14 protein-coding genes and 1 other annotated feature are annotated in these 12,115 nt (G+C 45.8%); of the genes, 2 read left to right on the forward strand and 12 right to left on the reverse strand.

The genetic code is table 11. From position 1 onward, the window contains the following. From FFM64_RS03310 to hisJ, 12 genes are all read right to left on the reverse strand, one after another. Window positions 1–762 (reverse strand): TerC family protein, encoded by a 762-nt coding sequence (locus FFM64_RS03310; protein ID WP_137606578.1) that lies wholly within the window; start codon window positions 760–762, stop codon window positions 1–3. Window positions 763–882: 120 nt separating this feature from the next. Continuing rightward, complete coding sequence (gene hisC, locus FFM64_RS03315; protein ID WP_137606579.1) at window positions 883–1,947, reverse strand: histidinol-phosphate transaminase; 1,065 nt, start codon at window positions 1,945–1,947, stop codon at window positions 883–885. Between the two features lie 11 nt (window positions 1,948–1,958). Then, window positions 1,959–2,279, reverse strand: coding sequence for a phosphoribosyl-ATP diphosphatase (gene hisE, locus FFM64_RS03320; protein ID WP_137606580.1), 321 nt, complete (start codon window positions 2,277–2,279; stop codon window positions 1,959–1,961). Window positions 2,280–2,296: 17 nt separating this feature from the next. Continuing rightward, entirely contained in the window at window positions 2,297–2,614 is a 318-nt protein-coding gene (gene hisI / locus FFM64_RS03325) for a phosphoribosyl-AMP cyclohydrolase (RefSeq protein ID WP_137606581.1), read from the reverse strand. Further along, window positions 2,611–3,369, reverse strand: a complete 759-nt coding sequence (gene hisF / locus FFM64_RS03330) for an imidazole glycerol phosphate synthase subunit HisF (RefSeq protein WP_137606582.1) — start codon at window positions 3,367–3,369, stop codon at window positions 2,611–2,613. The genes hisI and hisF overlap by 4 nt, the downstream gene beginning before the upstream one ends. Beyond that, entirely contained in the window at window positions 3,363–4,082 is a 720-nt protein-coding gene (hisA, locus tag FFM64_RS03335) for a 1-(5-phosphoribosyl)-5-[(5-phosphoribosylamino)methylideneamino]imidazole-4-carboxamide isomerase (RefSeq protein WP_137606583.1), read from the reverse strand. The genes hisF and hisA overlap by 7 nt, the downstream gene beginning before the upstream one ends. Beyond that, window positions 4,063–4,689 carry an imidazole glycerol phosphate synthase subunit HisH gene (hisH, locus tag FFM64_RS03340; protein ID WP_137606584.1) on the reverse strand — a complete coding sequence of 209 codons (627 nt, stop codon included), beginning with the start codon at window positions 4,687–4,689 and terminating at the stop codon, window positions 4,063–4,065. The genes hisA and hisH overlap by 20 nt, the downstream gene beginning before the upstream one ends. Next, the gene (gene hisB / locus FFM64_RS03345; protein ID WP_137606585.1) at window positions 4,690–5,274 is read right to left on the reverse strand and encodes an imidazoleglycerol-phosphate dehydratase HisB; all 585 of its coding nucleotides are present in this window, start codon (window positions 5,272–5,274) and stop codon (window positions 4,690–4,692) included. A 12-nt stretch (window positions 5,275–5,286) separates the two neighbouring features. Then, a complete protein-coding gene (gene hisD, locus FFM64_RS03350) occupies window positions 5,287–6,573 on the reverse strand; it encodes a histidinol dehydrogenase (protein ID WP_137606586.1) in 1,287 nt (428 codons plus the stop codon). After that, on the reverse strand, window positions 6,570–7,229 hold the full coding sequence (hisG, locus tag FFM64_RS03355; protein ID WP_137606587.1) for an ATP phosphoribosyltransferase: 660 nt from the start codon (window positions 7,227–7,229) through the stop codon (window positions 6,570–6,572). The genes hisD and hisG overlap by 4 nt, the downstream gene beginning before the upstream one ends. Next, the gene (locus FFM64_RS03360) at window positions 7,222–8,373 is read right to left on the reverse strand and encodes an ATP phosphoribosyltransferase regulatory subunit (RefSeq protein WP_137606588.1); all 1,152 of its coding nucleotides are present in this window, start codon (window positions 8,371–8,373) and stop codon (window positions 7,222–7,224) included. Before FFM64_RS03360 ends, hisG begins: the two co-directional genes overlap by 8 nt. A 215-nt stretch (window positions 8,374–8,588) precedes the next feature. After that, window positions 8,589–8,822, reverse strand: a binding site (T-box leader). Window positions 8,823–8,880: 58 nt separating this feature from the next. Further along, window positions 8,881–9,717 carry a histidinol-phosphatase HisJ gene (gene hisJ / locus FFM64_RS03365; RefSeq protein ID WP_137606589.1) on the reverse strand — a complete coding sequence of 279 codons (837 nt, stop codon included), beginning with the start codon at window positions 9,715–9,717 and terminating at the stop codon, window positions 8,881–8,883. Between the two features lie 170 nt (window positions 9,718–9,887). On the opposite strand from hisJ, the gene FFM64_RS03370 reads away from it, so the two are divergent. Next, window positions 9,888–10,817 carry a VanZ family protein gene (locus FFM64_RS03370; RefSeq protein ID WP_223876881.1) on the forward strand — a complete coding sequence of 310 codons (930 nt, stop codon included), beginning with the start codon at window positions 9,888–9,890 and terminating at the stop codon, window positions 10,815–10,817. 299 nt (window positions 10,818–11,116) lie between these two features. After that, the gene (locus tag FFM64_RS03375) at window positions 11,117–12,025 is read left to right on the forward strand and encodes a magnesium transporter CorA family protein (RefSeq protein WP_137606590.1); all 909 of its coding nucleotides are present in this window, start codon (window positions 11,117–11,119) and stop codon (window positions 12,023–12,025) included. Window positions 12,026–12,115: the final 90 nt, after the last annotated feature.

Genomic DNA, 12,115 nt, shown 5'->3' on the forward strand with positions numbered 1-12,115 from the left:
TTACTCACCTTTCTTTGACTCATCGGCTGATCGACGGTGTTGACGGCTATAATGAATAATCATGGTAATCACAAAAGCCGCTAACACAATTACCCCGAAAGCCGATGCTGGAATATCCCAACCAATAACTGGAATTGAGACAAATAACTTCAAAGCGATAATGACAATCAAACAATAGGCCATGGTCTCTAATTCCGGAATCTTGCGCATTAAACGCATGATTACTTCAGCGATACCTCGCATGCAAGCAATCCCAATCATGCCACCAATCAACACAATGACCGGATTATTGGAAATCGCCAGCGAGGCTAATACTGAATCAATTGAAAAAATAATATCCATCATTTCAATTTGAATCACTACCGACCAAAACTGGCTCAAACCCATAAACCGGTGCTGCTTATGTGGCTTACCGGTTTGCGCCGGTCTTTTCGTAAAGAAACGGTAAACTAAATAAAATAAGTAACCGGCACCAAGGACTTTTATTTCCCAAAAACTAATCAAGTACGTGCCAATGCCGATAATCAGAAAGCGAAACAGATACGCGCCCCATAAACCATAGAATAATGATTTCTCACGATCTTGTAAATTGTCCAAACTTTGCGTCTGAGCGGCCAGCACCACCGCATTATCCACCGAGAGCAAACACTCGATAATTGCCAATGACAAAATAACCAACCAGTCATTGGCAGAGGTGAAGACTTGCCCCCAGTTACTGGCGCTGAAGAATGGCCCATACAGTTGTTCGATAAAATGTAACACGCATAAACCTCTTTCCAACTTAATTTGGAACTATACTTTTAGTATACCCGTTTTAATCAAAACTTTAACGACTTAGTTCGCTGGCGACACTCAAAAAGCCTCCCATCATCGGGAAGGCTTTTAGTTTTGGGCAATCAACTTTCTTAATGCTTCACCGTCAGTGGCGGTACCAAATGTCATCCGCAACCAACCAGCACGCAGGCCGGTTCGCAAACTGTATCCGTGATGCAACAGATAATCAGCCAATTTGGTTGCTTTGGGAACCGTAAAGAAGATAAAGTTGGCATCACTGAGATCATATCGAATGCCTTGCTGGTCAAAGAATGCCATCCAGGCTTGGCGTTCGGCAGCATTTTTTGCCACCGTCTCCTTCACAAAAGCCTGGTCTTTTAACGCGGCTAACGCGGCTACTTGAGTAACTGAATTGACATTGTAAGGTAACCGGACCGCTTGCATGGTCGGCGCATAAGTCTGCGAAAAGACCGCGTAGCCAATTCGAAAGTTAGCCAACCCGTATGCCTTGGAGAAAGTCCGCATGACAACAACATTATCGTACTTTGCGGGTAACTGCATCGCCGTTAAGTTGGCCGCATCACTTGCAAAGTCAATGTAGGCTTCATCAATCAGGACCATCGTTTCGGCTGGTACTTGCTGAATAAATGCTTCAATGTCTGCTAGTGATTCACTTGTGCCAGTTGGATTATTGGGATTACACAGCCAAACCATCTTCACCGCTGGCGTCAGGGCGTTAATCAGCCCGTCAAAGTCGACCTGGTCATTGGCTAAAGTTGGGACCGCAACTAACTTGGCGCCCTCAATTTCTGCATGGAGTGCATATTCGGAGAAAGTCGGTGCTGAAACCAGCACTTGATCACCGGCAGCTAAGAAGGTTCGGGACACCATCGCAATCATTTCGTCCAGACCCACACTAAAGACTAATTGGGCTGGATCAACGTGCTGCTGTCTGGCAATGGCCTGACGTAACGCCAACGCATCACCATCTGGATAACGATTGCTTTCCGAAAAGTCCCAGTTCTTAACCGCCTCAGCAACCTTTGGCGAAGTCCCATAAGGATTTTCATTGGCTGACAGGCGCACTAAGCGGTCAATGCCTAATTCTGCTTGCAGCGTGGCGAGTGTTTTTTCTGGCACATAAGGTTGTAACTTGCGCACACTTTCCTTCATATATAGTCCTCCTACAAATTCTTGATTTCGGGACGATCCTTAAAATCACTCATTTTCCCCTCACGTTTTGCCAACTCGGCTTTAATTTGATCAAAGCTGACACCACGTTCAACCAGCAAGACTAACACGTGATAAAACAGGTCCGCAGTTTCGTAGACTAATTGCCCATCGTCTGGATTTTTGGCCGCGACGACGACTTCGGTGGACTCTTCACCAACCTTCTTTAGAATTTTGTCCAACCCTTCCGTAAATAAATAATCCGTATAAGAACCCTTTTTAGGTGTCTTTTGGCGTTGTGCGATTAATTGATATAACTCTTCCATATTTTGCATTATTAAAATTCCTCTCTTTATAAAACTGGCTTGAAGAAACAACTGGTATGACCGGTATGACAGGCTGGCCCATGGGGGGTGACTGCAATCAGCAAAGTGTCATTATCACAATCCAATGTGATCTGAACGACGTCTTGTAAGTTGCCACTAGTAGCCCCTTTATGCCACAACTCCTGTCGTGAACGGGACCAGAACCAGGTTTGACCCGAGGCAAGCGTGCGCCGATAACTCTCTGCATTCATCCATGCCACCATCAGAACTTCCTTGGTGGTCGCATCTGTCACGACCGTTGTCACTAGGCCATTACCCTTTTCAAAATCAGGTTGTTCAGTCATCGAACGACCACTCCCTTCGCTTTAAGTGACTGCTTAACTTGCCCAATCGTCAACTCCCCGTAATGGAAAACGGAGGCCGCTAAGGCACCATCGACCGGTGACTGCTGAAACACGTCTGTAAAATCGGCCAAGTTGCCCGCACCACCTGATGCGATGATTGGCACGTTCACGGCGGCACCTAATTGTTGATACAATCGCAGGTCAAAGCCTGCTTTAGTCCCGTCACGATCCATGCTGGTCACCAATAATTCCCCGGCACCCAAGCTGACCGCCTTTTGAGCCCAAGCAATGGCTTCAAATGAAGTGGCTTGTTGCCCACCATGCGTATAGACACGATACTGTCCGGCTTGCTCATCAAATGCCGTATCAATTGCCACCACGATGCACTGATTACCAAACTTTTTAGCGCCCGCTTGAATTAATGTCGGATCAGCCACCGCCGCCGAGTTAATCGCAATTTTATCAGCACCAGCCTTTAAGAGCCGTTGCATATCCGTCACACTGCTGATTCCACCACCAATTGTCAGTGGCATAAATACTTGTGCTGAAACTTGTTCAACAATGTCTGTCATCGTTTTGCGCTGTTCATTAGTCGCTGAAATATCTAAGAAAACCAATTCATCGGCGCCTTGTTGCTGGTAGGCCGCCGCAATTTTAACCGGGTCGCCCACATCCGTCAAATTAACGAAATTAACGCCCTTTTTGACTCGGCCATCAGCGACATCCAAACACGGAATCAATCGTTTTGCTAACATCCGTCCACCTCCGCCAGCTCGGCCAGGGTGACCGTGCCTTCATACAATGCTTTACCAATAATCACATCTTTAATACCCATCGTTTGTAACGTTTGCACATCGGTCAAATTACGGATGCCACCACTGGCTACCAAGTTAGCATTTGGCAATTTAGCCCGTAGCTGCGCTAACAACGCCACATTTGGACCGGTCATCGTGCCATCACGAGCGACATCCGTCACGATAAAATGTTTGGCGCCACTTGCCATCATCGTCGCAATCAGCTGACTCATCTTCGTTTGCGATTGCTCAAGCCACCCATTAATCGCCACCTGACCATTTTGGCCATCGACGCCAATGACAATCCGATCACCACCAAAATCCACTAATAATTGTTGCACCAATGCTGGATTGGTCAGTGCCGCTGAGCCTAAAATCAAACGGTCTACGCCTAATTTTAAATAACGTTGGGCTAAGTCATAGCTTCGAATCCCGCCACCTAGCTCCAAAATGCCATTAAACGCCGCTCGAATTGCCATAACTGTTGCCATATTTTCTGGCCGACCGGACTTCGCACCATCTAAATCAACCAAATGTAACTGTCGTAATCCGGCGGCAGTGATCTGCTGTGCTTGGACCACTGGATCGGCATTGATTAATGTCGTCTGATTGTAATCGCCTTGATATAATCTGACGCTTTGACCCGCTTTTAAATCAATTGCTGGAAAAATCATTGGCACTCACCATTTCCTTAAAAGTTGCTAACTGCGCTAACCCCACTTGACCACTTTTTTCCGGATGAAATTGCATCCCAATCACATTTTGTCGCTGCACAATGCTGGGGACTTGAACACCGTGTTGCACGCTGGCAACGACCTGACTGGCCGGACTCACCGCATAATACGAGTGCACGAAATACGTATACTCATGATCAATTCCGGCAAATGGACTCGTCGACTGTTGGAGCTCGTTTTCGTTCCATCCCATCTGTGGCACCTTGACGCCTATATTTGCTGGAATTGCAGTGACTTGACCGCTTAACAACCCCAACCCAGCGTGCTCGCCATATTCCGTACTACTTTCAAATAAGAGCTGCATCCCTAAACAAATTCCTAACACCGGCTTACCGGCTTGACCCAACTGTTGTAACACCGGTACTAAGTCACGGGTTCGCAATGCCTGCATCGCAGCGGCAAAGGCGCCAACTCCTGGGAGAATCACTGCATCCGCAGCGGCTAATTTATCAGGATCAGCCGTTAATTGCGTGGGAACTTGCAAATAATTGAACGCTTTTTGGAGGTTACGGGTATTTCCCGTATCGTAATCAACGATGGCAAACATCTAAATCACACCCTTAGTCGAGTTCACGCCAATAATGGCTGGATTAACCGTGACTGCCCCCCGCATCGCACGGCCGAACGCCTTAAATAAACTTTCAACTTTGTGATGCGTATTCCGACCATATAAAATACGAGCGTGTAAATTCATCTCCGCCGCAAACGCGACCGCTTGAAAGAAGTCTTCTACGGTTTCCGTATCAAGACCGCCCAGCCGCGGATTTGTCAATTCGGCGTCAAAAACTAGATAAGAACGCCCACTCAAGTCAACACTAACTTGGCCCAATGTTTCATCCATCGGCACAAACTCCGTACCATAGCGTTCGATGCCAACTTTGTCCCCCAAGGCTTGTTTGAAGCATTCACCGAGGACAATGCCTGTATCTTCAGTCGTGTGATGTGGATCGACGTCCAAGTCACCGTGGGCTTTAACGACCAACCCGAAACGGCCGTGCTTAGCAAATAGGGTCAACATGTGGTTCAAAAAGCCAATCCCAGTATCTATCTCAATGCCACTCTGTTCATCTAAATTCAAACTAATCTCAATTTGCGTTTCTTTCGTTTCACGTTTAATCGTTGCTTGTCGCATGAGTATGACCTCCTAGTCGTAATACGTGTCAAAACGGGATTCAATGGCGCGTGCATGGCCTTCCAGCCCTTCAACACGGGCAAGCGTCGTAATGGCTTTAGCCTCTTTCGCCAAAGCTGGTTTCGTGTACTGAATAAACGACGTTCGTTTGACGAAATCATAAACACCCAGTGGTGATGAGAACCGCGCCGTACCACTCGTTGGTAAGATGTGGTTAGGACCGGCCACATAGTCACCCAGTGGCTCACTCGCATAGCGTCCTAGAAAGACAGAACCCGCATTCTTAATTAAAGCCAAATACTGGGTGGCATTCCCTAGTTGAACTTCCAAATGTTCTGGCGCCACCGTATTCATCAGCTCAAACATGTCTTCAACACGATCAACCACGGCAATGAAACCCTTGTTGGCCACTGATGCGGATGCAATTTCGGTTCGTGGCAACACTTTTAATTGTGACGCCACATTCTCGTCAACCGCAGCGGCTAATTTGGGACTATCCGTAATCAAGATTGGGCGAGCTAACTTATCATGTTCCGCTTGACTCAATAAGTCGGCCGCCAACTGACGTGGATCTGCACTATCATCCGCGATGATGCCGATTTCTGACGGTCCTGCCACCATATCGATTGCGACTTGACCAAAGACCTGCTTCTTCGCAGTGGCGACAAAAACGTTCCCAGGACCAATAATCTTATCCACTTGTGGCACGGATTCCGTGCCATACGCCAATGCAGCGATGGCCTGGGCGCCACCAACTTGATAGATCGCATCGACGCCGGCGATTTTAGCCGCGGCCAAAACGGCGGGATTAATCCCATTGGGTTGCGGTGGCGTCACCATAATAACTTCATTGACGCCCGCGATTTTGGCTGGCAAAGCACTCATTAATAGCGTTGAGGGATACGCCGCCGTGCCACCTGGGACATACAGACCAACCCGATTTAAAGGTAGTAACTTTTGACCACGTAAGACGCCTGGTTGTTCCGCATCAATGAAACCGGTCGCCTTTTCTTTTTCGTGAAAGCTCGTAATATTACGTTTGGCTAACAACAAAGCGTCTTTGACTGCTGGATCTAATTGCTCATAAGCGGCGTCAATGTCTGCTTGCGCCAACTTGAAGTTGTCGATAGTCACGCCATCAAATTGCTGTTCGTAATCCTTCAAAGCTTCATCACCATTTTCAATCACGTTGGCGATAATTTTTTGAACCGCGGTCACGACTTTTTGATCTGTCAATTGCTGGGTTTTAGTCTGAACTAACTTTTTTAAACTAGCTAAATCTTCATTAATAATCTTCATTGCATAATCTCCTTTTCAGCGTCTGTCTGAACGACCGCCGCTAACCGATCAACTAACTCATAAATGGCACTCTGATGTTGCTTTAGCGCTAACCGGTTCACCACTAACCGCGTTGAAACCGGCTGTAAATAGTCATAAATTTGTAACTGATTTTCGCGTAAGGTTGTCCCAGTCTCGGTAATATCCACAATGGCATCCGCTAACCCAGTCAAAGGTGCTAACTCAACGGAACCTTCAATTTTGATAATCTCGACGTCTTGACCTAATCGATCAAAGTAACGTTTCGTAATCAAGGGATATTTGGTCCCAATAATCTTCCGCTTAGGAGCAGCTGGATCAAAGTCCGCCGTTGAAGCGAGAATAAATTGACACTTGCCAACTCCTAGATCCAATAGCTCATACTGGGTACTCCGATGTTCGACCAGAATATCGCTACCCACGATGCCAATATCAGCGGCACCACGTTCCAAAAACGTTGTGACATCGGGACCTTTAGCTAAAATAAACTCATAGGGTTGCGTCGGTGCCTCAAAAATCAAGCGCCGCTCCTTATGGCGAATCAAGTCACAATCAACGCCTGCTTGTTCCAACAACGGCAGCACTTGCTGCTCCACTCGCCCTTTGGTCAAAGCAATTTTCAAACGTGTCTCACTCATTTTCGTCACCTTCCGTCAAATCAATCAATTGTGCGCCCAACGCTGCAGCCTCGGCCCGCGCCGCTTGGAGGTCTGGGGCCAAACTAAGCTGTCCTTGGGTGCTTTTCGCCAATAATTTCTCTGCTTGTGACCACTGTCGCGGTTCAAAATAAATCAATTGCCGCGGCGTCGCCGGCGCTTGGGTGAGCGCTAATTCCGTTAAAAGATCAACATCTAAGCCCATCCCAACTGCCGGTTCACTTTTAGCTTGAAAATTGGCCAGCAATTGATCATAACGCCCGCCACTGAACAGATAACCTGCACCGGCTTGTGAATATCCCCGAAAGGTCAGTCCCGTATAATATTTCTGCGGTGCTTGGCTACTCAAATCAATCGAAACCGCCTGATTGGGCATTGTTTGCGCCATCCAAGTCACCACCGCTTTTAGCCGCTCAATCGCTGGCTGAACGCTGACAGGTAATGGGGCGGCAGCCAACTGCTTAAAAATTGCGGTTGGCTGACCAAACAATCGTGGCCAATTTTTCAAAAAGTCGAATAATGGCTCGTCCTGATACGCCGCAATCAACGCGTCATATTGTGGGACCTTTTTATTAAATAACGCCTGTTTAATCGCGGTTTGTTGTGCTTGATCTGGCGTAAGACTGGCGACGACTTGCTGGGCAAATTGCGCGTCGCCCAGTTCGATTTCAACCGCGTCATCAATCAATTCAGAACTCAACTGATTGGCAATCGTTAAACATTCCAATTCCGCCTTAAGTGACGCATATCCAATCAACTCAATGCCAGCCTGAGTGATCTGATTATAAGAACCTGATAACCGGCGGCTCACGCGGAAAATATCGCCGACATAACCAAACTTCTGCGGCAACGGTACCTTAGTCGCACTGAGAAAACGGGCGATTGGTAAAGTTAGATCCGGTCGCAACACTAAAGTCTGTCCTTCTGGATCTAATAGCCGATAATACTGATAATTTCCCATTTGGTAAGGTGTGAATACGGCCTGATTTTCTAATAATGGCGTGGCAATTGGTGCTAAACCACGCTGCTTAAAATGGGCTTGGATCACCGAGATTAATTGTTGTTTGGTGGCCGCTCGTCGTCCAAATTCATCGCGCGTCCCTAAGGGTAATAGATTACTTAACATTGCCAACGCCTCCTTGGTGTTTTTTGACTAATTTATTTTTTCGACGGTTGCTATCTTGATAGCCGAAACGTGTTCGCTCGGACAGCGGTTTCCGCTTGCTACGCTAATCACAGAATGCATAAAACGCATTATGTGATTAGCTAGGCAATGCTCAACCACTACCGTCCTCTCTCACACTCTGTACAAAAAAAGCGCCCCTCAGCAAAATAACTCTGCTAAAGGACGTTTCCACGTGGTTCCACCTTATTTCGTTACTAGCTCACACTAGTAACCTCATGTTGACTTGAAGTCAACTTGGCTAACGAAACCATTCGGCTAAGGCTAATTATTCTGGTTCACCTTAGCAGTTCATAGATGTGTGTTCGTTAGAAATGTCTGCTTGGTTCTCAGCTGCCCAAACTCTCTGGATGAGGAAATTTCTAATTACTTTTTCTAATCACAACCGTTTATTAAAATTTGATTAGTTATTTAATTTAAAACTCATTCTAGTGACTTTTAACCTCATTGTCAACCATTAATTAATTTTTTAACCAAATGCTGCCCACGACCAACACTCATAATGTCATGCGCGTCCGAGCCATAAACGAGCGGAATGTCACGACTTTGAGCCCGCTTTAAAATCTGATCACCCGGATAAAAATCGTTACAAAATGGTTTATACAAACCAGCTAAATTTAAATCTAGTTCGCGATTTTGCAAGTGAATCAAATCCAAAATTTGATCAATCAAATGCAAATTTTGCTCATCTAGCGGGGCGGTTAAATTAAAATAATCTTGGTATTTTCGTACCAAACTCATGTGGCCGATTCGTTGCGGTGCATAGTCCCCGAGGTCAGCGGCCACTGACGCCAATACCGTGTCATAATAATGTTTAAAGACTACTTGCGGATCCGCAAACCACTGTTGAAAACCGGCTTTAAAATCGTCGGTCCCGTTGTCGACGCACCAAAATCGATTGGCATGACCACGCATAAAATGCACCGACAGAATGCTCTCTTGCGTTTGCGGCCCATATTCGTTTAGAAAATTGCGGGTCCAATCAGTGTGATCCGGCAAAAAATCGACTTCAAAACCAATCGTTATTTTTATCTTAGCCGCATATTTGGCCTGCAGTTTTCGCGCCAATGCCAAATAGATTGGAACTTGGGCCATCGTCAATGAAGCCTCGGTAAATCCACTGTCATCACCGGCATATTGACGACGAAAATCTGGTGGTAACGGAGCATGCTCAGTGAAACAGTACTTCTTCATGCCTAACTGAATCGCCCGCTGAACCATTTCTTCGGTGGACTCACCACTGCCGTGCGGACAAAGTTCCGTATGAGTATGTCCATCCATCAGCATTTTCTCATCTCCTTTTAATAATTAATCACTATTTAACCGCATCCACGTTAAAATAGCAACTGCCATTCAGCGGCTATAAACCATAAGAATTGAATAATGATGTGCTTTAATCCCTAATCGTCACAATTATTAGGTACAATAGTCACAATTAGTTTACAGGGGGCCATCACATGTATGAATTCATCGTTAAGTTATATCATCTGGGGCTTTCCAGCCATCTTGTCAGTGCGCTTTTGGAACCCGTCCACATCCTGATCTTAGCATTACCACTGATGACTTTTTCGGTGGCAATACTAGTCTTAGCAGGTCAACTACAAACCAAAAAATCTTTAACAGAACGCAATATTATCGGAACTTACTCCTTTATTTGGTACCTGGCTGCGGCGTACTTACTCGTCATTTTGCCGTTGCCTGCTCGCAGTACCGTCTCAAGTTTAACGACTGCTGAATACAACCTGCATCCCTTTTACTTTCTCAGTCAATTAAAATTACTGACCCCTTTCCAATTACATGATTCCAGTACTTGGCTAACGGCAATTAAATCCTCGACATTCTTTCAACCGTTTTTCAACCTCCTATTCTTCATGCCCATTGGCGCCTATTTAAAATGGCGTCATCACTGGCCGCTTTGGTTGATCACACTAAGTAGTTTTACGCTTTCACTATTTTTTGAAACGACTCAATTAACTGGATTATACGGCTATTATTCTCGGGCGTATCGCATGTTCGATGTCGACGATCTCATGATGAATACGTTAGGCGGCATTTTAGGTGCAGTTGTTTTAGCGCTCATTCCCCAAAAGTGGCATGACCGTGACCACTCTACCGAGTTAACGCAAGCTGCACATCCTATCAACTGGCGCCGGATCCTGGCTTTGCTCATTGATTGGAGCCTAGTCGCCGGCTTCGACCTCATCTACTTCGTCCTAGTCAAACACTTTAATTGGCCATTATCACGAGATCCACGCTGGCTTTATTTGGTTAATATTTTTCTATTCTTCTGGTTGCCAGCACGTTTAAATCATGGCAAAACACTGGGTGGTTGGATGACGAATAATCGCGTGATTGGGACGGTCAAACAGCAACGGGGTGGCAGCTAGCCATTCACTACGGCGGCTTGTACATCGTCGGCCTACCATTACTCTTTTTAGATTTGTGGATCTTCAATCAACTAGGTGATATGCCGAGTGCCGCACTGAATCGCCTCGATATTTATCTAGTTTTAGTCTCGCTGGTCTTACTCATTATCAGTTACGATCTGATTCTCACCTTTTTCAGTCGTCGCCATCAACTCTGGTGTGAACGTTTAAGCCGAACGACCGTTAACTAATCCCGTCTTTGCGTTAGGCCTTAAATCATGTTAAATTGAAAGTAAATCAAAACTCTGGAAGTTATAAAAATGATAAAAGTACAAGCATTGAGCGACGACTTTCGTTGGGTCGCCGTGAACAACTATACTGACAATGACTATAGCCAGCTCGTCAATGAAGAAGGCGTCACCGATGAAATGCTCGGCTACGCCACCGACCAACATGAACGTGGCCGGCTGGAATATGATCCCAAGAGCGCTATTACGACCATTATTTTCGACGTCGTCACGCATAATGATGGTGAAGGAACCTATACGGCCCAAGTCAGCTTTATGTTAGTTGATCGAACGCTTTTGACCTTCACAACCGATCAAACCGATTATGTCGAAGATATTCTGGCAGACGTCATCGATGCTGACTGGGAAAAAGTCCAACATCCGTTCGATTATATTTTTGATGTGCTTTACAAACTGTCACGTCAGTATTTTCAGGCCATCAATAGCATCAATAAGGAACGCCAAGACATCCAGTTCAAAATGCGCAAACAAATTCAACGATCCGTTATCTTGCAACTAATGGAATTGGAAACAACCCTTGTTTATTTTTTAACCTCGCTAAAAACCAATAACGATTTATTGCAACAGTTGAAACGCTTTGGCCCCATCAAGTTCTCTGCTCGCCAAAAAGAACGGCTCGATGATATCATCGTTGAAGCCCAACAAGGGTTGGAAATGGCCAACATTGCTTCGGATATCATCGGTCGGGTTTCCAACGCCTATTCTAATATTTTGGATAATTCTTTAAATAACACCATGTGGCTGTTAACGATTTTCTCCATCGTTCTGACCATGCCTAATATTGTTTTTGGCTTTTTCGGTCAAAATGTTGAACTCCCCTTCATGAAAAACCCATTTGGTTGGGAAATCACCGTCATTATTGCGATCGCGCTCTGTGCCCTCACGATTTGGTTACTGCGGCGTAACTCATTCCGCAAATAAAGTACTAACTAATTTTGTTCAAAAAAGCGACAGTATCGGATTGCCATGCAGGCTTTTCGATACTGTCGCTTTTAAAATTCAAATAAGACC

Origin of the sequence: Lactiplantibacillus daoliensis, from assembly GCF_005405005.1 — a bacterium.
GTDB classification, from domain to species: domain Bacteria; phylum Bacillota; class Bacilli; order Lactobacillales; family Lactobacillaceae; genus Lactiplantibacillus; species Lactiplantibacillus daoliensis.